This window comes from Streptomyces sp. CB02980, assembly GCF_014451325.2.
In the GTDB taxonomy this organism is placed as follows: Bacteria; Actinomycetota; Actinomycetes; order Streptomycetales; family Streptomycetaceae; genus Streptomyces.
In genome coordinates, this window is the sequence record NZ_JACSCH020000001.1 from 520,409 (window position 1) to 542,602 (window position 22,194).

The following is a 22,194-nucleotide window of genomic DNA, read 5'->3' on the forward strand; positions in this document are numbered from 1 at the left end:
CCACTGGCGCACCGTCGGCTCACCGGCCGCACCGGCCACGGGCAGCCGCAGGCGGGCCGCCCGCCTTCCCCGGTATTCGCGAACAGCCGTTCATCAGACTCGTCCGACGATGATCCGGTTCTCCTCGAAGTGCTGCCAGTCCAGCACGAGATGGAACCGCTCGTGACCCTTCAGGTCATCGAGGGCCGTTCGCTCTCGGCCCCGGCCACGCTCGAGCCGGGCATCGCCCTCCTGGATCAGTCGGCCGAGCGCGTGGCGAAGGTCGTCCTCGTCCAGGTCGGTCGCCCTGGCCAGCCGGTCGACGGACGTGAACACCTCCGCCGGACGGTTCAAGTCGTCCACGAGGTGGTCCATCAGGGCTTGGTCCGCGGGGCCGCACTCCCAGATCCGTCGGAGGTCCACGATCTCGGCCCGCTCGTCGTCCGTCAGGGCCAGGACGGTCTCGGGGCCCGGAAGTCGGTCGGGCATGGACCACTCGTCGTCGTGCCGGGTGGCGATGCCCACCGCGAGCATGGTGTCGGCGAGCTCGCGGATCGTCGTCGGGACCGGCAGGCCGGCCGTGCGGAGCAGTTGCTCGCACCGGGCCCGGTGCTGTTCGGCATCGACGAGGAGCCGGTTCCTCTCCTCCTCGGTCTCGGCGTACTCCAGTGCGTCCGGGTCCATCCAGGCGACGGGTGAGTCGAGGGAGTCGCCGACGCGACCGAAGAAGCGGCCGGGTTCGCCGCCGAACTGCTGCTCAAGGACATCGTCGATGCTGCCGCGCAGGCCCCGGACGGTGGCGGTGCCGAAGAGCATGCACAGCGTCATCGCCTGGTGCCGGGGAAGGTGGCTCGACCAGCCGCTGGGAAACCAGTCGTTGTGCAGGGAGAGTTGACCGGCGCTGCGGTCCTGGTCGGTGTCCTGGTCGACGGACATGGATCTCCTTACGGGCGCTGTGGGGAGCGGACGCGGGGTACGAGGGCAGCTTCCTGACCAGTTCGACAGGCATGGGGTCATCCTGTCGGCCAGGTGCATCTCCGGAGGCGGGTCCGAACAGATCCCACCCTCTGGAGGGACACAGCGGTACCGGGTTGCCGTGGCCGTCGCCGACCTTGCCGACGGGCTCCTCGCCCTGGGGGACCGGCCCCCGTTCGTCCGGACCGTCCTCGAAGGCGACCTCGGTCCGGCGGATCAGCCCGGTCGCGTACCCACGAGGTGAGGCTCACGCTCAGGACCGTCCTCCATCAGCGCGGCGGCGTACGCCTCGCGGGTCCGGCTGCGGTGAGGCCGGGTCGGACCGTTCGGAGCGGCGGGATACCCTGCGTGAACTGCCCGGTGCCACCCGTACACCTGGGCCCCCGAGTGAATCTGGAAGCACGGACGACATGGCACGCGCACGCGTCACCGGCTGCGCATCGCCCCTCCCGGAGGCGATGCGCGGACTGTGGACGGCGATCGCCGCCGCCGTCTGCGTGCTCCTGCCGTTGGCCGGTCACCTGCTGGTCCAGGGGCATCTCCCCCGGTGGATGGTCCTCTCCGTGCTGCTGTGCGGCGCGGGCTCGGGGGCGGTCGTCCTGTCGCGGCGCCGCCTCTCCGACACCCAGCTGCTGACCGCACTCGTGGGTACGCAGGTGGCGTATCAGGCCGCCTACGCCGTACCGGGTGTCTGCGCCGTCGTGGGTGTTCCCGACGGCTTCGCGACCTCGCTCGGCCATGGCGCCGCCGCCGGAGCACCTCCGAAGGCCTTCGCCGCCGGGCACATGATCACGCTCGTTCTGGCGGCCCGGCTCCTCAGGGTCTTCGAGCGGTTCCGGTGGCAGACGCCGCCGGTGCTCACCGCCGTGGTGGCGTTGCTGCGTTTCGTCTGGCTGTGCTGCGGCGTCCCCGGCTGGGGGCCCAGGCCGGCCCGCCGCCCCGCCCAGGACGACGCTCTGCCGCTCTCGCGCTTCATCGCCCGGTTGCACGCCGGGCGTGCGCCGCCTCGTGACCGGCGCGGCCTGACCGTCCGCGCCCCTCTCCTCGACCGGGCCGTGTCCCTCCGGTTGCCTCCGTACGCCCTCGCGGCGTAGCCCGGGGCCGCTGCGGGCTCGGCATTCCCGACCCGCCCGTCCGGGCGGGCCCGCAGAGAGCCCTGAGTCCCCTGCATTCCTCGACGCCGGGGAGGCGTGCCGTCCGTACGGTGGCGCGCACCCTGACCCTGCCGCTCGCACTCACCGTCACCTGGGCCGCGACGCCGCACGCTGCCGCACACACCGACCTCCACGCACACGACCGGGCCCCGCAGCTCGCCAGGACCCGGGGCAGCCCGGCGGCACGGCGACCGACCACCCCACGCATGAGGACTCATGACCAAGCTCAAGAAGAACCTCCTGGCCGCCGCGGTCCTCGTGGCGGCTCTCGGCGTCGCGTTCGGCTCGTTCCTGCTCTTCGCGCCGAGGGACTCCGCCTCCGTGACCACGGAGCCCGCCGCGGACGCCCGTCCCGTCCGGGACGACAGCCACCGCCTGACCACGCCCCGACGCAGCGAGCTGACCGTCGTGGAGTTCCTCGACTTCGCATGCGAGGGCTGCGGTGCGGTCCACCCCACCGTCGAGAGGCTGCGCGCCGAGTACGGGGACCGCGTGACGTTCGTCGCCCGCTACTTCCCGATGCCCGGCCATCGCAACAGCACGACCGCCGCCCTCGCGGTCGAGGCAGCGGCCCGGCAGGGCAGGTTCGAGGCCATGTACGGCAGGCTGTTCGCCACGCAGAAGGAGTGGGGCGAGGCGAAGGAGTCCAAGGCCGGCCTCTTCCGTACGTACGCCGTCGGCCTGGGTCTCGACCTGGCGAAGTACGACGCCGCGGTGAACGCACCGGCGACTCTGGAGCGCGTCGAGGCCGACCAGAGGGACGGACTCGTTCTCGGCGTGCGGGGAACGCCGGCCTTCCTCGTCGACGGGGTGAAGATCCAGACCCCCGGCACCCACGAGGACTTCAAGGCCCTCATCGACTCCCGGCTCGCCCGGTGACCACCGACGACGACCTCCCCGGAGTGGACTGCTCGCTCCGCGCGACCTACGGAACAGGACCACGTGCCATGACGACCGCCCTCTCCCCCACGTACGACGAACGACTGACGGCTCCCCGCTCCTCCTGGGTGATCGCCGTCCTGGTCGGCCTCGCCGCGGCGCTCATCGTCTTCCCGTACGGCCTGCCCGCCGCCCTCGGCGGATGGGCGGTCGGCACGGCGGTGGCGGGCTCCTGGGTGAACGCGCAGGGCTCCTCCCGGATCAGGATCGTGGGCGATCTATTGGTGGCCGACGACGCGCGCGTCCCCCTCGCGGCGCTCGGTGACGTCGAGGTCCTGAAGGGAGAGGAGGCACGGGCCTGGCGCACGTACAAGGCCGACCTTCGGGCGCACATGCTGATGCGGAGCTTCGTGCCGGGCGCGGTCCGGATCGAGGTGGTCGATCCCGGTGATCCGACGCCGTACGTCTACTTGTCGACCCGTACGCCCGAGGCACTCAGGGACGCGATCGCCGCGGCTCGGGGTGCGTGAACCACGCCCCGGAGGGCGGCTGTTCCCCCGGCCCGCGGACGTAGCGAGCCGGCGCGACCGGCGACGCTCGCGCCCCTCCGGTGGGGCGTCATCGATATCTGGACGAGGATGGCCGCATGGTGAAGGGTGTCGTGGTCGATGCGGTGAACGCCTTGCTGGCGAATCTGTGCCGTGAGTTCCGGGAACTGAACAGCGGGCACCTCGCCACGTACATTCCGCCTCTGACGCAGGCAGATCCGGCAGATTTCGGCATCGCCCTGGCCAGTGCGGACGGGCATCGCTACCAGGCGGGCGAGGCGGACAGGCTCTTCACGATCCAGTCGGTGTCCAAGCCGTTCGTCCTCGCGCTCGCGCTGAGCGAACTCGGCGCGGGCGAGGTCTTCCGCCGCGTGGGGGCCGAGCCGAGTGGTGAGCCGTTCAATGCGATCAGTCTGGATCCGGAGACGGGCCGGCCGGCGAACCCCATGATCAACGCAGGGGCCATCGCGACCACTGCCCTGGTTCCGGCCGCAAGCGCGGAGCAGCGGTTCTCGCGCATCCTGGAGTCGCTGAGCGGCTTCGCCGGGCGGGCTCTCGACGTCGATGAAGAGGTCTACCGCGCCGAAGCCGCCACGGGCGACCGAAACATCGCCCTCGCGCACCTGATGCGCGCGGCGGGGTCCCTCACGGGTCGTCCGTCAGAAGCACTCGACGTCTACTTCCGGCAGTGCGCGATCCGGGTCCATGCCGTCGACCTGGCGGTGATGGCTGCGACTCTCGCGAACGGCGGGGTCAATCCCGTCACCGGCGCGAGGGTCGTCCCTGAGCCGGTGACCGTTCAGGTCCTGGCCGTCATGGCGACATGCGGGATGTACGACGGTTCGGGCGACTGGCTGCTCCGCGTGGGGCTGCCGGCGAAGAGCGGCGTTTCCGGGGGCTTGGTGGCCGTCAGTCCGGGGCGGTCCGGAATGGGCTGCTACAGCCCCCTGCTCGACGCCGCCGGGAACCCCGTCCGCGCGGTCGCGGCGCTGACCGTGCTGTCGCAGGAACTCGGGCTCCATCTGATGCACAACCCTCCGCCCGGCACCCCGACGATCATCGAGCCCGCCCCGAGCGACGGACCCGGTGGGGCCGCGTGGTCCCGGGCCGGGGGCGAAGCGGCGCCCGGTGATCTGCCCACCTGGGTCGCGGCACAGGGAGAACTCGACTTCACAGCCGCCGAACGGTTGGCCTACGCCCTGGCGGAGCGCCTGCCCGAGGTCGGCCACGGCCGTGCTGTCGTCGACCTCGTGCACGTCACGGCCGTCGACGCGGCCGCGGAGACCCTCATCCGCGCGGTCCTGGAGCGCGTCACGACCATGGGACACCTCGTGGGTCTCGTGGGCGAGGCCGCAGTGCCCTTCGGCAGCCATGGGGTCATGCTCGCCTCACGGTCCGCCGCCGCCGACTGGGCACGGCTGCCCTCGTGATCAGTGCGGCGGGCCCGATCAGGCCACGCCGTGCTTCTTGAAGGAGGTGTCGTCCGTGGCCAGTGCCCAGATCACGATGATCGAGATGGCCATCGAGAAGAGTGCCCACCAGGGGTGATAGGGCAGGAACAGGAACTGGGCGACGGTGTTCAGGACGGCCAGCGTGATGCCGCCCATCCGTCCCCACTCGGAACCCATGAGGATTCCGGCGCCTGCGAGGCCGACGAGGATGCCGAGGACGACGTGGGTCCAGCCCCAGCTGGTCAGGTTGAACTCGAAGACGTAGTCGCCGACGCGGGCGTAGACGTCGTCCTTGGCGATGGCGACGATGCCCTGGAGGATGTCCAGGATACCGATGACCACCATGAGGACACCGGCGAACAGGGTTCCGCCGGCGGCACCTCTGGCACGTGCGTCGGCGCTGGGCGGGCGGGGTGCGGTGTTCTGGCTCATGGGGTCATCGTCCGGCCGTCGCTCCGGGAGCGATCGTTCAACTACTCCGAACGGGTGAACGTGTGTGGTGAGCCGACGCCGGCCCGGCTCGTACGCCGGACCGGCGAGGGAACGCCTGCCGGGCCCCGGCAGCTGCGCAAGGGCCCGGCAGGTCGGTCACAGCCGTGCCGGCATCACCGTCAGTTGACGGTCCACCGCTGAAGCGACGTGCCGGTGTCGGACTGCTGGGTGACGAGGGCTCCGTCGGCGGCGGATGCGGTGGTCAGGAGCAGCCCGCTCGCCGCGGAGGTGACGGTAGAGGTGCCGGCGGCCTGGCGGACGATGTTCCAGCGCTGGTTGGCCCCCTTGGTGCAGGTCCACTGGATGATGCGCGCACCCGCGCTGGTCGAGCCGCCCTCGACGTCGGCGCACAGCCCGGACTCGCTGTTCTTGAGCTCGTAGGTCCCGTCGGTCTGCTGGGTGAAGGTCCACTTCTGGTTGAGGCCGCCGGTCGGCGCCCAGGTGATGAGCCGGGTGCCGACGGTGGTGCTGTGGTCGGGGTTGTCGAGCGCCTTGCCCGCGGCGGTGAGGGTGTGGACGCCGTCGAGAGAGGCCGTCACGGCCCAGGTGAACGTGGTCGTGCCGGTGGCGCTGCCGGAGGACGCGGTGACGGTGACCGTGGACGTGCCCGCCGCGGTGGGGGTGCCGGTGATCAGTCCGCCGGTGCTGATGCTCAGACCGGTGGGAAGGCCGGTGGCGGCGAAGGTCAGCGGCTTGCCCGCGGAGTCGGCGGCTTCCATCTGGAGGGAGACGGGCTTGTTCGGGGTGGTCGTCCGGTTGCCCGGATGGGTGACCGTCACCGTCTCGGGGACCTGAGTGGTCGGGGCCAGTGTGAGGGCCTGCTCACCCGCCGTCCGGGTGCCGCCGACCGCGTTGCCCGTGGTGTTGCTCCAGCTGCGGGTGGGCGTGGTCTCGGCGAGGCGGCCGGAGTCGGCGGAGAGGCCGATCACGAGGCCGCTGTAGCGGTTGACGATCTTGTAGGTGCCGGTGGCGGTGCCGTCGGTGGACGAGGTGCCCCGGATGACGAACCACTGCTGTCCGACGGTGGGACCGCCGGTCGGGGCGGCCGTGACGGTGGGTTTCGTGCCCCAGGCCCGCGTGGCGGTGGACGTGGTGCTCACGCCGAGGAGGTGGCCGGAGCCGGAGTTGGCGATGCGGTACGAGCCGTCGCCGTTCGGCGTGAAGGTCCACGACTCGAGGCCGGAACCGGTGGCGGCGGCCAGCGAGGTGGTGGCCGAACCGCCGGAGACCTGGGCCAGGACACGGCCACCGGAGCTGGAGATGCGGTACGCCTTGGTCGTGTCGACGGGGGCCGCCGGCTCGGTGGTGCCGATCGTCAGGTTGACGTACTCGCTGCTGGTGCCGTTGGAACAGCCGAAGGAGCAGTACGAGCGGAAGTTCTTGCCGACGATCCCGGAGCCGGTCTTGTTGCCGCTGTCGAGGAACCAGCGGTACCAGGACGCGTTCTTGTAGCTGCCGGTGTCACCGAGACGGAACCACTTCTGGGTGGCCAGGTTGTCGGTCGCGTAGATCTCCTGGGAGGCGTTGCCGCTCTGGTCGACCGCCTGGGGCTGGCCGATGTACAGGCCGAGATGGGCGTTGTACGTGATGTCCATGACGAACAGCGGGGACGTCGGGGGCATCAGGCCGGCGGCCACCTGCTGGCTCACGGTGCCGCTGCCGGCCGGGTTGTACTCCTTCGACGGCGGGATGTAGCCCGTCGTGCTGCCGGGGCCGACCGGGACCATGGTGCTCTCGCGGCCTCCGACGCCGGGCTCGGACCAGGCGCCGTCGTACCACTTCTGCCAGGAGCCGGGCGCCATCTTCGACGCGATCGGAGCCCGGGCGACGTGCCCGTAGAACGCGGCCCAGCCACCGCCCTTGTTCACGATCCGGGAGCCGTAGAAGGCGTAGAAGTAGCCGGACGCCATGTCGACGAACAGGCGCTGGTCACCGGTGCCGTAGTGGTAGGTCTGCTGCGGGAAGGCAGCGGTGTCGCCGCGCTTGGTGCTGTAGTGCGAGGTGATGACGTGGTCCTTGATCGTCCACGTACGTCCCTGGTCCTTGGAGACGGCGTAGTCGATGCCGTCGTAGTGGATGCCGTCGCCGAAGGGCTGCGGGGTGAACTCGTTGTGCACGAGTCCGTACCAGTCGCCGGTGTCCGGGTCGACCCAGACACCGGCGAGGTCGCAGTAGTTGCGGTGCGCGTACGAACCGGTGGACGGCGCCTGGGTGGACTCCACACCCGTCGGGCTGTTGTTGCAGCGCCAGGTGGTGTCGTTGTTGCGGTCGTTGGAGTTGGCCGGGTTCACCGCGTCGCTGATGCCGCCGGACCGGGTGGCATCGTCGAAGTTCGTTCCGGTGTAGAAGGTCCACTTGCGGGGGTCGCTCGCGCCGTACAGCGCGTGCGCCTGCTGGAAGTAGAAGGTGCCGTCCTTGTCGATGTACGTGCCGGCGGGGGTGTCGTCGGGGTGGGTCCACGAACCCTTGGCGCCGACGGTGACGGTGTAGGTGGCGGCGCTGGGTGCCGCGGCCGCCACGTCCGCCGCCGACGCCATGGGCGTCGCCAGCGTGCTGCCGCCGGTGACGACCAGCGCGGCGGCGACGAGCGCCGCGGCCAGTCTGCTACGAGGAGTGGGCATGGTTCTCCCTGATCGGAGGAGCCGCGAGGGGGAGGGCTCCTTGACGGTCCGGCGTCCTCGGGGACGGCCGACGAACTGACGGGCGGGGCGCGGCCGGCTGTCGGGGTGGGGGTGAGGGCGTGGGGGGTGGGGTGGGGTGGGTGCACGGCATGCGGCCAAGCGGCACTCAGACTGCTCGCACCCGCGTCATGGCTCATAGGGACGAATCGCCGCGGCGCTTGGACTTTCCGTCTGGACGACGAGTCGCCGCCTCGCGCACCGCACCGCAGCACACCGGACCGCAGCGCACCGCAGCGCACCGCAGCGCACCGGACCGCGTCGCTCGCGGCCCCGAGCGGAGGCTGCTCAGCGCGTACCGGTGGGACACGTCCGCCGACCGGCCCTGGGCGGGGCGTGCCGCGGGCTCGTACGGCTTCCGGTCTGCTAGGCAGGCAGGTGCCCCGACCGGGTCTCCCGGCCCGGGCCGAGGGCCGGGCGCCGGCCCGCCGCCCCCAGCTCACCGCACCCAGGGAGATCCGCACGTGCCCACCCGCACCCGTGGCCGCCGCCGCCCGCGCACCGTACTGCCCGCCGCCGCCTTCACCGCCGCCGTGCTCGGCGCGACGCTGCTCCAGCCCGCGCAGGCCGCCGACGGCCACCCGCCGCGGCACGACCCGCGCCTGCAGCGGCAGCTCGACCGGCTCGTCGCCCAGGACGACGGCCCGCCCGGGGTGATCGCCCTGCTCACGAGGGGCGACCGTACCCAGGTGTACACCGCGGGCGTCGGCGACATCACCACCGGCCGGCCGCCGCGCCCCGACGACCACATGCGGATCGCCAGCACCGCCAAGGCGTTCAGCGGCGCCGTCGCCCTCCGGCTCGTCGACCAGGGCCGGCTCTCCCTCGACGACACCGTCGCCGACCTGCTGCCCGGACAGCCCGCGGCCTGGGGTGCGGTGACGCTGCGCCAGCTCCTGGCGCACACCAGCGGTCTGCCCGACTACTCCGCCGACCCCGAGTTCGTGGCCATCCTCACCGCCGACCCCCACCACGTCTTCGACCCGCGCCGGCTCCTCGACTTCGTCGCCGACAAGCCGCTGCTCTTCAGTCCCGGCTCGCTGTACGAGTACTCCAACTCCGACAACATCGCGGTGGCGCTCATGGCGGAGGCCGCGACCGGCCGCTCCTACGAGGACCTCCTCGACGAGCTCGTGTACCGGCCCCTGGGCCTGCACCGCACCAGCCTGCCGCTGGGCTACCGGCTCCCGCGGCCCTATCTCCACGGCTACGCGGTCGCCCCGCCGGCCGCCCCCGAGGACGTGAGCGAGGCCTTCGGCGCCTCCGGGGCCTGGGCTTCGGGCGGAATCGTCTCCACCCCCCGAGAGCTGGGCAGGTTCATCCGCGCCTACGCCGGCCCCGCGCTGCTCTCGGATCAGACCCGCAAGGCGCAACTCGCGTTCCGCCCCGGCGACTCCTCCGAGCCCCCGGGGCCCGGCACGAACGCCGCCGGGCTGGCGATCTTCCAGTACACCACCCGCTGCGGAGTGCTCTACGGCCACACCGGGAACACCACCGGCTACACCCAGCTCATCGCTGCCACCCCCGACGGCACCCGCTCCCTGACCTTCTCCATCAACACCCAGACCAGCCCCCGCAACAAGCCCGCCCTGCTCGCCCGACTGCGCACCGTCCAGGAGGACTTCGCCTGCGCCCTTCTCAAGGACGGGTGAGGCGACCCCTCGGCCGCGGCACGGCTGAGCGCGCGGTCTCGTCAGGAGCTGGCGCGGGCGACCAGGCGCGTGGGCAGGATCAGCGGGGTGGGGTCCTGCCCGTTGATGAGCGCGACGAGCATGCGCGCCATCTCCCGTCCGAGACCCTCTATGGGCTGGTGGACCGTGGTCAGCGGCGGATCGGCCATCCGGGCCACGGCAAGGTCGTCGAAGCCGACCACGGCGACGTCACCGGGGACCGGCCGACCGGCCTCGCGCAGCGTGCGCAGCGCGCCGACTCCCATGTTGTCGCTCGCGGCGAACACCCCGTCCACGTCGGGGTGGTTCGCCAGCAGGGCGGCCATGGCTTCGGCTCCGCTGGACTCGGTGAAGTCGCCGACCTCCGGCGGGTACGGTTCGAGGCCCGCCGCCAGCATGGCATCCCGGTAGCCGCGGTACCGGGCGCGCCCGGCCTCGGTGTCCAGGCGCCCGCAGATCGTGGCCACGCGGGTCCGGCCGGCCGAGATCAGGTGCTCGGTCGCCGCGCGCGCTCCGCCGATGTTGTCGACGTCCACGTACCACCGGGGGTCCAACCCGACCGGGCGCCCGCCGAACACGACGGGCATCTCCGCCTCCTGGGCCATGCGGGCCAGCGGATCGTCCTCGCGCAGCGCCATCAGCATCACGCCGTCGGCACCCTTGGACCGCAGAAGCTGCTCCACTCTCCTGCGACCCCGGTCGGAGGCGGCCAGGCACAGCATCAGGTGCAGATCGGCGTCCTCCAGGGCGGCCGAGGCCCCCACGATCACCTGGGCGAAGAACGGATCCGCGAAGATCGACGGATCCTCCCCCGAGACGACCAGGGCCGCCGCGCCCGTCTGACGGGTCGCCAGCGCACGGGCCGTCGGATTCGGTACGTAGTCGAGTCGGTGGACGGCCCGTTCGACCGCCTCGCGTTTGGCGCGGCTGACGTGCGGGGCGTTGTTGAGCACACGGGAGGCCACCGACCGCGACACACCGGCCAGTTCGGCCACCTCGTCGAGTGTCGACTGCCGGCGTGGCACACCTTCGGCCATGATCTGCCCTCACTGTCGTGCTCTGAACCGGTGGAAGACTGGGAGCGCTTCCAGTTCCTGGACTGTAGAGCTTTCTTTCCGCCGCGTGAAGTGCGGGTTACATGACGGCTCTTGACAGTGCTTGTGGGCGCGTCACACGATACGGCCACACCCCAGGCATGCAGAGCGTGCACTGGAATCGCTTCCAGTGGGAGCGCTTCCACGCATCCTCGTACGCCTGAGGTGCCCTCTTGTCCCCGCCGGTGCGGAACCGCCGCAAGGGGACGCCGTACCACCGCACTTCCTCAGTGCGTCGCCGGATCGGGACGAGACTGCGCGACGCGTCCGCCGTCAGGAAACCGAGGTACAGCCATGCGCCACAGAATCCGCGCCCTCGTGGCAGCCCTTTCCGCGCTGCCGTTGGCGCTCGCCGTCGCGCCGTCCGCCCACGCGGCGGACCCGACCACCATGACCAGCGGGTTCTATGTGGACCCGAGCTCCAGCGCGAAGCAGTGGGTCGCCGCCAACTCCGGTGACGGTCGAGCGCCCGCGATCAACGCGTCCCTCGCCAACACCCCCATGGCCCGCTGGTTCGGCTCCTGGAGCGGCACCATCGGCACCGCCACGGGTGCGTACGTCGGGGCGGCGGACCACTCGGACAAGCTGCCCGTCCTCGTCGCCTACAACATCTACAACCGCGACACGTGCGGCGGGCACTCCGGAGGCGGCGCCGCCTCCCCGTCCGCCTACGCGACCTGGATCGCGCAGTTCGCCGGCGGGATCGCCGGCCGCCCGGCCGCCGTCGTCCTCGAACCGGACTCCCTCGCGGACTACGGCTGCATGAACCAGACGCAGATCCGCGAACGCCAGGGCATGATCATCGGAGCACTCGCCGAGTTCAACCGCCAGGCGCCCCACACCTGGGTCTATCTCGACGCCGGCAACCCCGGCTGGGTGAGCGCGGCGACGATGGCCCAGCGCCTCCACGAAGCCGGCCTCCGGCAGGCCCACGGCTTCTCCCTCAACATCTCCAACTACTACACCACCGCGCAGAACACCGCCTACGGCAACTCGGTCAACAGCGAACTGGCCGCCCGCTACGGCTACACCAAGCCGTTCGTCGTCGACACCAGCCGGAACGGCAACGGATCCAACGGCGAGTGGTGCAACGCCGCGGGCCGCCGCATCGGTACCCCCACCCAGCTGGGAGGCGGCGCGGAGATGCTCCTGTGGATCAAGACCCCGGGTGAGTCCGACGGCAACTGCGGCGTCGGAACGGGATCCTCGGCCGGACAGTTCCTCCCCGAGGCCGCCTACAAGATGATCTACGGCTACTGACCCCGGACTCCTGTGGCCCGGTTCCCGCCGCCCCGGGACCGGGTCGCAGGAGCCACCGGCCCGCCCCTCATCCATCCCTCGACCAGGAGCCCCATTGAAGCCACGCAGCCTACGGCGCCGTGCGACCGCCGCCCTCGCGGCGCTCGCGGCCTGTGCCGCCCTCACCGCGACGCAGGGCCAGGCGCAGGCCGCCCCCGCCGGGGACGGGATCACCCCGACCACCCGGTTCTACGTGGACCCGCACAGCAAGGCAGCCAAGCAGGCCCTCGTCGACTTCGGGAACGGCGACTTCGCGAACGCCGTGAACATGGCCAAGCTCGCGAGCTGGCCGCAGGCCGAGTGGTTCACCGAGGGCACGCCCGCCGAGGTACGGGGCAAGGTGAGAACTCTCGTCCGCGAGGCCCGGGCGGTGAACCGGACCCCCGTCCTGGTCCCCTACAACGTGCCGGGTCGGGACTGCACCCAGTACTCCAGCGGCGGAGCCGCGTCCTCAGCCGCCTACCGGCAGTGGATCGACGCCTTCGCCGCCGCTATCGGCGACAGCAAGGCGGTCGTCGTGGTCGAGCCCGACGGCCTTGCCCTCCTCCCCAGGGACTGCGGGCCGGCCGTGGACCCGACCGGCGAACTCACGGCGACCCGCATCGCCGATCTCGCATACGCGGTCAGGACCATCAAGTCCAAGGCCGGCACCGCGGTCTACCTGGACGCGGGCAACGTCCTGTGGCGTCCCGTCGGCGACATGGCGCGGCGGTTGCTGGACGCCGGCGTCCGGTACGGCGACGGCTTCGCCCTCAACGTGTCCAACACCCACCCCACCGACCACAACGCCAGGTACGGCACGTGGATCGCGAAGTGCATGTGGTTCGCCACCGAGGGGCCCGCGGAGGCGCGCGGCCACACCGACTGGTGTGCCACGCAGTACTACTCGTCCGCCGCACCCAACGACGGCGCCCCCGGCAACGCCGTCGACTCCGCCGACCCCGCCACCTGGCGCTGGACCGACGCGTGGTTCGACCAGAGCGTGGGCACCCCGCCCACCGACGCGCTGCACCACTTCGTCATCGACACCAGCCGCAACGGTCTGGGCGCCTGGACCCCGGAGCCCGGCAGGTACAGCGGGGACCCTGAGATCTGGTGCAACGCGCCCGGCCGTGGCCTCGGCCCGCGTCCCACCGCCGAGACCGGCGTCCCGCTCGTCGACGCCTACCTGTGGGTCAAGATCCCCGGTGAGTCCGACGGCAGCTGCACACGCAACACCGGCGGCACCATCGACCCCGAGTACGGCATCGTCGACCCGCCCGCCGGCACCTGGTGGCCCGCCCAGGCACACACGCTCGCCCGCAACGGGGCCCCGCGCCTGACGTTCAACCGCTGAGCTCCGCCCCTGTCCCCCCGCCCGAGACACCAGGGGGCAGCCCCCGGGGGGAGAGGATGACGGCAGGCGCGATGCCGGCGGGGAGGCGCGGGAAGGCGGGGGTGCTCATCCGCGGTCAGATCTCCGGTGAGAGCCCGCGCTCGCGCAGCCAGGACAGTTGGACCGGCGGGTTGGAGCCGCAGCCGCCGCCGTGGTCGCCGAAGGGCCAGACGGTCATCGTGCGGTCCTTCCCCTGGTAGCTGTTGAAGGCGGCGTAGACCGTCGAGGGCGGGCATATCGGGTCCATCAGGCCGACGCTGAACAGTGCCGGAGCGGTGGCCCGCTGGGCGAAGTGGACGCCGTCGAAGTGGTCGAGGGTGGCGAAGGTCTGCTCCACGCGGTCGCGGCTGTGCCAGCGCAGGTACTCGACGATCTCCGGGTAGGGGCCCTCCCCGGTGATCTGTACGGCCCGGCGGAAGTGGCACAGGAACGGGACGTCCGGCAGCGCCGCCGCGACGCGGTCCCCGGCGAGACCGGCCACGGCGAGGGCCAGGCCGCCCCCCTGGCTGCCTCCTGCCACGACCACCCTCTCGGGGTCGAGCCCGGGCAGTTCCGTGACGGCGTCCACGGCGCGCACGCAGTCGGTGATCAGGCGCCGGTAGTAGTAGTTCTCGGGGGAGTCGATGCCACGGGTCATGAATCCCCCGGCCCACTGCGTGCCGTCGCCCGCCGTACGGTCCGGCGTGTCGTGACCCTGGCCCCGGCTGTCGACGACGAGCTGGGCGTAACCGGCGGCGGACCAGAACAGGTGGTCGGTGGGCAGACCACGACCACCGCTGTAGCCGATGTACGTGACGACGACCGGCAGCGGTCCCTCCGCGCCGCGCGGGCGCAGCAGCCAGGCGGCCACCGGCTCGCCGTTCCAGCCAGGGAAGCGCACGTCGTCGACCTCGACGGTGTGCAGCAGGTGTGCGGACGTGACGCGTTCGGTCTTGACGGTCCCGTCGTAGGACCTGGCTTCGGCGAGGGAGCGGGACCAGAACGCGTCGAAGTCCCGCGGGGCGGGCAGTTGCGGCCGGTAGCCGACGAGTTCGTCGGTACCGAAGTCGGTGAGCGGCATGGTGCTTCCTCCGGTCGGAGTGTGGACGAGGTGACGGGGTGGTGGGGTTCACGTGACACCGGGAACGCGCGCCCGGCGGACACGGCCCTGGGGGTGTCTTGTCGATCAGGCCGGATCAGCCGCGAGCCCGGCCTGATCGGCAAGACACCCCCAGGAGGTGGCGGCCCGTCCCCCCACGTCGGACGGGCCGCCGGACCATGGGGCGCAGGCGATCAGCCGGTCCTGCCGGGTCCGCAGAAGCGGAAGGCGGCGAGGCGGAAGTCCCCGTGCAGGGTCAGGCGCAGGTCGTGGACGCCCTCGGGCAGGGCGGCCAGGTCGGCGGCGACGGTCGTCCACGCGTAGCGGTCGCCGGTGACGGGGACGTCGAGCTCGGCCACCACCTGGTCGACCGTTTCGAGGACGAGCCGCGCCTCGCCCGGTCCGGTGTCCTCGCGGGCGGTCTCGGCCTCGATCCGGACGGCCCCCGAGAGGTCGGCGTCGCGGAAGAGGAGCGTCGCGGGCCGGGCGGGGTCGGTGGGCGTGACCGCGTCACCGTCGGCGCGGGTGGCGTCGACGAGGGTGGCGTCCGCGTAGTCGTCGAAGTCGACCGCCGGGGTCCGCCGTTCCACGACGTCCCGGGGCGCCGGGGCCGTCCCGGTCACCGTCAGCGGCGCGCTGAGGACCGGGTGATCGGCCGAGCGGGCGACGATGATCTCGTAGCCGCCGGGGTCGACGGTGAAGGCCGAGGTGGCGACGGACCAGTGGGCGAGCTGTTCGGCGGGCAGCCGGAACGTCACCTCGCGGCTCTCCCCCGGTGCCAGGCGCACCTTGCGGAAGTCGGCCAGGCGGAGCCTGGGCGCCTCGTGACGGGCGTCCAGCGCCCGGACGTAGAGCTGCACCACCTCGCTGCCTGACCGGGCACCGATGTTGGCCAGGGTCACCGTGACGTCGACCGAGCCGTCCTGGTCGATCGACGACCGCGAAAGGCGCAGGTCGCGGTGGGCGAAGTCGGTGTAGGACAGGCCGTGGCCGAAGGGGTAGCAAGGCGCGGTCGGGTGGTACTGGTAGGTCCAGCCCGCCGTGATGATGTCGTAGTCGAGCGGGGCCGGCAGCGGATCGTCGCCCCGGTACCAGGTCTGTGGCAGGCGGCCGGCGGGCTCGGCCTCGCCGAGGAGTACGGCGGCGAGCGCGTGGCCTGATTCCTGCCCGCCGTGGGAGGTCCACACCACGGCGGGCAGGTGCTCGTCGGCCCAGTCGACGGCGTACGGGTAGCTGCTCATCACCACGAGTGCCGTCTCCGGGCGTGCGGCCGCGACCGTCCGCAACAGCTCCTCCTGCGACTCGGGCAGGTGGATGTCCGCGCGGTCCTCGGTCTCGCGGCCGTGGATCAGGGGGTGGTTGCCGAGGACGACGACCGCCGCGTCGGCCGCCTCGGCGGCTGCGCGGGCCTCGGCCACGCCGTCGAGCAGCAGCTCCCGCTCGAAGCGTTCGGCGGAGTCCGGGTCATCGGCGGTCAGCGCGACCTTGCCGTCGGCGGGGTCCACGGCGGCGTAGCGACCGGTGAGCACGGAGCGCAGCAGCACCGTGCCGTCCCCGGCCGGTTCGAGGCGGAAGGTCTCGTGGATCTCCCAGGTCTTGAGCACCTCCTGGTCGGCGATCACGGTGGCGTCGTCCTTGAGGCTCACGTAGCGGCCGGTGTCGGCGGCGCGGAGGGTCAGGACGCCTCGGCCCCAGTCGGTCACGTCGAAGGCGGTCCCGCCGAGGAGCTCGCCGGTGGTGCGGACGCGCAGGGCGATCCGATCGGCGCCCTCGACTCGTACCACCTCGCCGTCGTGGGCGCGGAGGGCGGCGGCGAGGCCGTCGGCGACGGTCACCCGGTAGGGCATGGTGCCGCTGTACCAGTCCTCGCAGAGGGTGTCGGCGAGGGGGCCGATGACGGCTGTCCGCGGGGTCCGGGCCGGATTCAGCGGCAGCAGGGCGTCGTTCTTGAGCAGCACGACCGACTCGGTCGCCGCGTGTCGCGCCAGGGCTCGGTGCTCGGGGCAGTCGATCGCTTCCGGGCCGATCCCGGCGTACGGGTCCAGCTCGGGGTCGAACTCCCCCAGCCGGAAGCGGAGTTCCAGGTGTCGCCGCACGGCGCGGTCCACGTCGGCCTGGTCGATGAGACCGCGCTCCCGCGCCTCGCGCAGCCGGTCGATCGGTGTGGCGCTGTCCTCCCAGTGGTCGGTGAAGCTGTCGATGCCGGCCTTGAGCGCAGCCGCGTGGGACTCGGCGTGGTCGTCGAAGTAGTGCTGCGGGTCGACCAGGTTGGAGGGGGCCTCGGCGTCACTGACCACGAACAGCTCGTGGCCGGTCGGCTGTGCCCAGCGCCGCAGCTCCGTCTCGATCAGCGGACTGACGTGGCAGGGGCGGCCGTTGACCAGGTTGTAGGCGGCCATGGCTCCGGTCGCGGCGCCGGAGGCGACGACGGGGCGGAAGGCGGCGAGGTCGTACTCGTGGAGGACGCGCGGGCGCAGTCCGGAGGAGGTGGTACAGCGGTCGTCCTCGTTGTTGTAGGCGAGGAAGTGCTTGAGCACCGGGGCCGCCCGCAGGTAGGCCGGGTGATCGCCGGCCAGCCCCTTGCAGAACGCCTCGCCGAGCCGGGCGGTGTGCACCGGGTCCTCGGAGTAGCCCTCCTCGTTGCGCCCCCATCGGGGATCGCGCAGCGGGTTCAGGACGGGGGCCCAGGCCTGCAGGCTGTTGGCGCCGCTGCCGGTGACGGGCGGGCGGTGACGGTGGCAGGCGCGCAGCTCGACCGAGATCGCCTCGGCGACCCGGTGCACCAGGGCCTCGTCCCAGGTGGCGCCGAGACCGACGGCCTGCGGAAAGACGGTCGCCACGCCCATCCAGGAGACCCCGTGCAGGGCCTCGCTGCCGGTACGGAAGGCGGCGATGCCGAGCCGTGGGACGGCCGGCACGTACTGGTGCAGCATCGCGATCCGCTCGTCGGGCGTGAGCCGTGAGAGCAGGTCGTCGACGCGCTTGTGCAGGTTGAGCGCGGGGTCGCGGAAATCGGGCCGCTCGGATGCGGACGCGGGCACGGAACTCACGTGGAGAACCCCTCAGGCGGCTGGGCACGGTGGGTCGGTCGTCGAAGCGCTTCGACGGTCCCATTCGCCTGAACGACCTGTCAACGGAAGCCGGAAAGAAAGTTCCTCCCTCACGATCTCTCGTTTCGCACGAAACGAGTCCGCCACCTCTGCCTGCCAAGGGAAGCGATTCGACGCGCAGTTGGAGAAGCGGCCCGCGTCATACGCCCTCCGGGACGCCACCGGGACGCCACCGGACGTACGGGGCTTCGCCGCCCGTCAGGCGGTGTGGTGGCCGGGAGGCCGCGGCATCGTGGGGAGCCCCGGCGGCGGCTCGGGCCAGACGAGCAGTACCGGGCAGGGGGCGTGGTCGACGACGAAGCGTGCGGCGGGGCCGAGGCTGTGCGGACCGAGGTGGGTGCGGTCGCCGTCACGGGCCAGGATCAGCAGGTCGCATCCCTCGGCCGCGGCGACGACCTCGCGCTCGACGCGCCCGGTGCGCTCGGTACGGGCGCAGGGACGGCCCAGGCGGTCGGCGGCGTCCTGGAGCAGCTGCCGCCCGGAGGCGGCGGCGAGGTGCTCCAGACGCGTGCCGGGATCCCTCCCCCAGCCTTCGGCCGGGCGGTCCCCCGAGGGGTGACCGCGGCCGAGCAGGCCGGCGAAGGCTCCGTGCGCCGCGCCGGGGACGTCTGCGGGGGTGACGTGCAGCAGGACGACGTCGGCATCCGCCGGGGTGTGCGTGCGGGCGGCATCCACGCAGGCGCGCCAGGTGCCCTCGACGATCCAGACGACCACGGCCATGGGGTCAGCCTCCTCCGATGACGGTCAGCGAGAGCCACAGTGCCAGGACCGCGGCGAGGAGGCTCGCGGGTACCGTGTACACGCCGAGCCGGGTGAACTCCTTCAGCTCCACCTCACCGTCGTGGGCGTGGACGATACGCCGCCACAGCAGCGTGGCCAGCGAACCGGCGTAGGTGAGGTTGGGGCCGATGTTGACCCCGAGCAGGACGGCGAGGACGGCGCCGGGTCCCGACGGGGCGGTCAGCGGCAGCAGCACCAGGGCCGCGGGCAGGTTGTTGATGACGTTCGCGAGGACGGCGGCCAGCGCGGCGAGGGCGAGCAGTTCCGGCAGCCCCGTGCCCTCGGGGATCAGATGTCCCAACGCGTCGTCGAGACCGTTGTCCACCACCGCCAGGACCACGACCCCGAGGGCGAGCACGAAGGCGAGGAAGGGCACGGAGGCGGCCCGGACCAGCGCCCGGGGAGTGGTGCGGCGCCGGACCAGGGCCCGCACGGCGAGGGCCAGCGCGCCCGCCAGGGCGGCCCACGCCGGGTTGATGCCGACCACCGAGGTCAGCACGAATCCGGCCAGCGTGCACCCCACGGTCACGAGGGCGAACAGCGGCAGCGGCGGCGGTTCCACGGCGGCGGGGGCCTGCGCCCCGGCGTCCAGGTCGGTGGCGAAGAAGCGCCGGAAGACCAGGTACTCGACGCCGATCGCCACCGTCCACGGCAGTGCCATCAGTGCGGCGAACCGGGTGAAGGTCAGCCCGCTGGCCGTGAAAGCCAGCAGGTTGGTGAGGTTGGAGACGGGCAGCAGCAGGGAGGCCGTGTTCGACAGGTGGGTGCAGGCGTACACGTGGGGCTTGGGGCGGGCCCCGATGCGTGCCGCGGTGGCGAACACGACCGGGGTGAGCAGCACCACCGTGGCGTCCAGGCTGAGCGCGGCCGTGATGACCGATGCGGCCAGGAACACCTGGGTGAGCAGACGGCGTGGCCGACCCGCCGCCGTACGTGCCATCCACGCGCCGCACGCCTGGAACAGCCCTTCGTCGTCGCAGAGGTGAGCCAGCACCAGTACGGCCGCCAGGAAGCCGATCACCGGCCCGAGCCGTTCCGCCTCGGCCAGCGCGTCGTCGAAGGAGATGGCCCCGGTGGCGATCACCAGTACCGCGGCCGGGACGGCCACGACGGCTTCCGGCCGGCCGAAGGGGCGGATGACCGCGCAGGCGAGCACGAGGAGGAGCAGGGCCGCGGACAGCGTCTCCGCGAGCGGGGGGTTCAGGATCGGGTCCTTCCGTAGCGGCGGGTCGGGCCGTCCGCGCCGTCGCGCCGAACGCTACGCCCTGCGACATCGCGCTCCGCGCATTGACCGGTGGCCGACTTCTCGCCGCTCCGGTCGACCCCGTTGACGGTGACGACAGGCGTCATTACGGTGCGCTCCAGATCCCCGGCCCATCGACCCTTGTTCGACACTTCGTCAGAGTGGGAGCGCTCCCAACTCCCTCGGCTGACCCACCACCGACACACAGGAGCCGCTCATGCCCCGCACCACCCGGTCGTTACGCCGCCCCCTGCGCCTCTCCACCGCACTGCTGGCAGGGACCCTCCTCCTCGGCGGTCTCACGACCGCACCGGCCGCCGTGGGCGCCACCGCCTCCGCGGCGGCGACGACCACGGCCGTACGGGTCAACCAGGTCGGCTATCTGCCGGACGGCCCCAAGCGCGCCACCGTCGTCACCACGGCGACGGGCTCGCTCGCCTGGCAGCTGCGGAACGCGTCCGGGACGGTGGTCGCCTCGGGCTCGACCGTCCCGTACGGCGCCGACGCCCCCTCCGGCCAGTCCGTCCAGGTGGCCGACTTCTCCGCGTACAGGAGCACCGGCGCGGGATACGTCCTGGCGGTCGACGGCGGCAGCAGCGTCCCCTTCGACATCCGCGCGGACCTCTACGACACGCTGCGCTCCGACTCGATGGCGTTCTTCCACCACCAGCGCAGCGGCATCTCCATCGACGCCTCCCTCGTCGGCTCCGCCTACGCGCGCCCGGCCGGACACCTCGGCGTCGCGCCCAACAAGGGCGACACCTCCGTCCCCTGCCAGGCCACCGTGTGCGACTACACCCAGGACGTCAGGGGCGGCTGGTACGACGCGGGCGACCACGGCAAGTACGTGGTGAACGGCGGCATATCCACCTGGCTGGTCGTCAACTCCTTCGAGCGTGCCAAGCGCGCGGGCAAGGACGCGGCGCTCGGCGACTCCACCCTGCGCGTACCCGAGCGGGGCAACGGCGTACCGGACGTCCTGGACGAGGCCCGCTGGGAGCTGGACTTCCTGATGCGCATGCAGGTGCCCGAAGGCAGGCAGTACGCGGGCATGGCGTTCCACAAGATCCACGACGCGGCCTGGACCGGGATGCCGATGCGCCCCGAACAGGACTCCCAGCCACGCGAGCTGCACCGCCCGTCCACGGCGGCGACCCTCAATCTCGCGGCGGCGGCCGCGCAGTGCGCCCGGGTCTTCCGGCCGTACGACTCCGCGTACGCGGACCGCTGCCTCTCGGCGGCCCGCCGTGCCTGGACCGCGGCGCAGGCGAACCCGGCCCTGTACGCGCCGGATTCGGACGGTACGGGTGGAGGCGCCTACGGGGACGCGCAGGTCACCGACGAGTTCTACTGGGCGGCCGCCGAGCTGTACGCGACGACCGGGGAGAACGCCTACCGGGACGCGGTCACCTCATCGTCCTGGCACACCTCCGCCACCGCCTTCACCCCCTACGGCTTCGGCTGGGCGGACACGGCCGCGCTCGGCCGGCTCGTCCTGGCCACGATCCCCAACGGGCTGCCCGCCACCGACGTCGCCCGGGTCCGTTCTTCGGTGACCGCGGCCGCCGACGGATACCTCTCCAGGATGACCGCCCAGGGATACGCGGTGCCCGTCCCCGCGGACGGGTACTTCTGGGGCTCCAACGGCGAGGTCGCCAACGACGCGGTCGTCATGGCCGTCGCCGGGGAGCTGACCGGCGACGGGCGCTACCGCGCCGGCGCGCTGGAGACCATGGACTACCTGCTCGGCCGCAACGCCCTCGGCCTGTCGTACGTGACCGGCTACGGCGAGACGTCCTCGCAGAACCAGCACCACCGCTTCTGGGCGCATCAGCTGGACCCCTCGCTGCCCCACCCGCCGGCCGGATCGCTCGCGGGAGGCCCCAACAGCGCGCTCCAGGACCCCGTGGCGGTGGAGAAGCTGACCGGCTGCGCCCCCGCCGCCTGCTACGTCGACGACATCGGCTCGTACTCGACCAACGAGGTGGCGGTCAACTGGAACGCCCCGCTGGCCTGGCTCGCCGCCTACGCCGCCGAGCGGGCGTCCGGCGGCGGTGAACCGCCCACCCCCGCCTGCGCGGTGACGTACACGGTGAGCAACGTCTGGAGCACCGGCTTCACCGCGACGGTCACCGTCGAGAACACCGGCCAGACGACCGTGGACGGATGGCAGCTGGCCTGGTCCTACCCGGGCGACCAGCGCGTCACGAGCGCCTGGAACGCGACCGTCACCCAGAACGGCACCGCCGTCGGCGCCCGCAACGCCGACTGGAACCGGGCGATCGCCCCCGGCGGGACCGCGAGCTTCGGGGTCCAGGGAACGCACAGCGGGACCAACCCCTCCCCCGCCGCGTTCACGCTCAACGGGAACGCCTGCGCCTGATCCGCT

The 22,194-nt window shown here is 72.1% G+C and carries 16 protein-coding genes; 8 read left to right on the forward strand and 8 right to left on the reverse strand.

Annotated features, from left to right (window positions below; translation table 11 throughout):
- Positions 1-93 precede the first annotated feature (93 nt).
- On the reverse strand, positions 94-915 hold the full coding sequence (locus E0F75_RS02450; RefSeq protein ID WP_187620733.1) for a DUF6042 family protein: 822 nt from the start codon (positions 913-915) through the stop codon (positions 94-96).
- A 449-nt stretch (positions 916-1,364) separates the two neighbouring features.
- Between E0F75_RS02450 and E0F75_RS02455 the strand changes: the two genes are divergently transcribed.
- The 4 genes from E0F75_RS02455 (at position 1,365) to glsA (ending at position 4,965) form a co-directional block, all read left to right on the forward strand.
- Complete coding sequence (locus tag E0F75_RS02455) at positions 1,365-2,048, forward strand: hypothetical protein (protein ID WP_187620734.1); 684 nt, start codon at positions 1,365-1,367, stop codon at positions 2,046-2,048.
- A gap of 276 nt (positions 2,049-2,324) precedes the next feature.
- The gene (locus E0F75_RS02460; protein WP_187620735.1) at positions 2,325-2,987 is read left to right on the forward strand and encodes a thioredoxin domain-containing protein; all 663 of its coding nucleotides are present in this window, start codon (positions 2,325-2,327) and stop codon (positions 2,985-2,987) included.
- Between the two features lie 68 nt (positions 2,988-3,055).
- A complete protein-coding gene (locus E0F75_RS02465) occupies positions 3,056-3,517 on the forward strand; it encodes a DUF3093 domain-containing protein (protein WP_187621017.1) in 462 nt (153 codons plus the stop codon).
- A 116-nt stretch (positions 3,518-3,633) separates the two neighbouring features.
- A complete protein-coding gene (gene glsA, locus E0F75_RS02470) occupies positions 3,634-4,965 on the forward strand; it encodes a glutaminase A (protein WP_187620736.1) in 1,332 nt (443 codons plus the stop codon).
- 18 nt (positions 4,966-4,983) lie between these two features.
- Here the strand turns inward: glsA and E0F75_RS02475 are convergent, their stop codons facing one another.
- Together E0F75_RS02475 and E0F75_RS02480 are read right to left on the reverse strand one after the other, a co-directional pair.
- Positions 4,984-5,418: a hypothetical protein gene (locus tag E0F75_RS02475; protein ID WP_187620737.1), complete on the reverse strand. Its 435-nt coding sequence runs from the start codon at positions 5,416-5,418 to the stop codon at positions 4,984-4,986.
- A 179-nt stretch (positions 5,419-5,597) separates the two neighbouring features.
- Positions 5,598-8,099: an RICIN domain-containing protein gene (locus tag E0F75_RS02480; RefSeq protein ID WP_187620738.1), complete on the reverse strand. Its 2,502-nt coding sequence runs from the start codon at positions 8,097-8,099 to the stop codon at positions 5,598-5,600.
- Positions 8,100-8,620: 521 nt separating this feature from the next.
- Here E0F75_RS02480 and E0F75_RS02485 point away from each other — a divergent pair.
- Entirely contained in the window at positions 8,621-9,808 is a 1,188-nt protein-coding gene (locus E0F75_RS02485; protein WP_187620739.1) for a serine hydrolase, read from the forward strand.
- 41 nt (positions 9,809-9,849) lie between these two features.
- Here the strand turns inward: E0F75_RS02485 and E0F75_RS02490 are convergent, their stop codons facing one another.
- Positions 9,850-10,863, reverse strand: a complete 1,014-nt coding sequence (locus tag E0F75_RS02490) for a LacI family DNA-binding transcriptional regulator (RefSeq protein WP_187620740.1) — start codon at positions 10,861-10,863, stop codon at positions 9,850-9,852.
- Positions 10,864-11,214: 351 nt separating this feature from the next.
- Here E0F75_RS02490 and E0F75_RS02495 point away from each other — a divergent pair, with 351 nt between their 5' ends.
- The gene (locus E0F75_RS02495) at positions 11,215-12,180 is read left to right on the forward strand and encodes a glycoside hydrolase family 6 protein (RefSeq protein ID WP_187620741.1); all 966 of its coding nucleotides are present in this window, start codon (positions 11,215-11,217) and stop codon (positions 12,178-12,180) included.
- 94 nt (positions 12,181-12,274) lie between these two features.
- On the forward strand, positions 12,275-13,555 hold the full coding sequence (locus tag E0F75_RS02500) for a glycoside hydrolase family 6 protein (protein ID WP_187620742.1): 1,281 nt from the start codon (positions 12,275-12,277) through the stop codon (positions 13,553-13,555).
- A gap of 115 nt (positions 13,556-13,670) precedes the next feature.
- Here the strand turns inward: E0F75_RS02500 and E0F75_RS02505 are convergent, their stop codons facing one another.
- The 4 genes from E0F75_RS02505 to E0F75_RS02520 form a co-directional block, all read right to left on the reverse strand.
- On the reverse strand, positions 13,671-14,654 hold the full coding sequence (locus tag E0F75_RS02505; protein WP_187620743.1) for an acetylxylan esterase: 984 nt from the start codon (positions 14,652-14,654) through the stop codon (positions 13,671-13,673).
- A gap of 212 nt (positions 14,655-14,866) precedes the next feature.
- Positions 14,867-17,722 (reverse strand): glycoside hydrolase family 3 protein, encoded by a 2,856-nt coding sequence (locus E0F75_RS02510; RefSeq protein ID WP_229312441.1) that lies wholly within the window; start codon positions 17,720-17,722, stop codon positions 14,867-14,869.
- 258 nt (positions 17,723-17,980) lie between these two features.
- Entirely contained in the window at positions 17,981-18,502 is a 522-nt protein-coding gene (locus E0F75_RS02515) for a universal stress protein (protein ID WP_187620744.1), read from the reverse strand.
- A 4-nt stretch (positions 18,503-18,506) separates the two neighbouring features.
- Complete coding sequence (locus tag E0F75_RS02520) at positions 18,507-19,766, reverse strand: SLC13 family permease (RefSeq protein WP_187621019.1); 1,260 nt, start codon at positions 19,764-19,766, stop codon at positions 18,507-18,509.
- Between the two features lie 256 nt (positions 19,767-20,022).
- Between E0F75_RS02520 and E0F75_RS02525 the strand changes: the two genes are divergently transcribed.
- A complete protein-coding gene (locus E0F75_RS02525) occupies positions 20,023-22,188 on the forward strand; it encodes a glycoside hydrolase family 9 protein (RefSeq protein WP_187620745.1) in 2,166 nt (721 codons plus the stop codon).
- The last annotated feature ends 6 nt before the right edge of the window (positions 22,189-22,194 follow it).

Coding starts and splice junctions, on each gene's coding strand:
- E0F75_RS02465 (WP_187621017.1), top strand. CDS start 3,056: ATGACGACCGCCCTCTCCCCCACGTACGACGAACGACTGACGGCTCCC.
- E0F75_RS02490 (WP_187620740.1), bottom strand. CDS start 10,863: ATGGCCGAAGGTGTGCCACGCCGGCAGTCGACACTCGACGAGGTGGCC.
- E0F75_RS02455 (WP_187620734.1), top strand. CDS start 1,365: ATGGCACGCGCACGCGTCACCGGCTGCGCATCGCCCCTCCCGGAGGCG.
- E0F75_RS02525 (WP_187620745.1), top strand. CDS start 20,023: ATGCCCCGCACCACCCGGTCGTTACGCCGCCCCCTGCGCCTCTCCACC.
- glsA (WP_187620736.1), top strand. CDS start 3,634: ATGGTGAAGGGTGTCGTGGTCGATGCGGTGAACGCCTTGCTGGCGAAT.
- E0F75_RS02515 (WP_187620744.1), bottom strand. CDS start 18,502: ATGGCCGTGGTCGTCTGGATCGTCGAGGGCACCTGGCGCGCCTGCGTG.
- E0F75_RS02480 (WP_187620738.1), bottom strand. CDS start 8,099: ATGCCCACTCCTCGTAGCAGACTGGCCGCGGCGCTCGTCGCCGCCGCG.
- E0F75_RS02450 (WP_187620733.1), bottom strand. CDS start 915: ATGTCCGTCGACCAGGACACCGACCAGGACCGCAGCGCCGGTCAACTC.
- E0F75_RS02495 (WP_187620741.1), top strand. CDS start 11,215: ATGCGCCACAGAATCCGCGCCCTCGTGGCAGCCCTTTCCGCGCTGCCG.
- E0F75_RS02460 (WP_187620735.1), top strand. CDS start 2,325: ATGACCAAGCTCAAGAAGAACCTCCTGGCCGCCGCGGTCCTCGTGGCG.
- E0F75_RS02505 (WP_187620743.1), bottom strand. CDS start 14,654: ATGCCGCTCACCGACTTCGGTACCGACGAACTCGTCGGCTACCGGCCG.
- E0F75_RS02475 (WP_187620737.1), bottom strand. CDS start 5,418: ATGAGCCAGAACACCGCACCCCGCCCGCCCAGCGCCGACGCACGTGCC.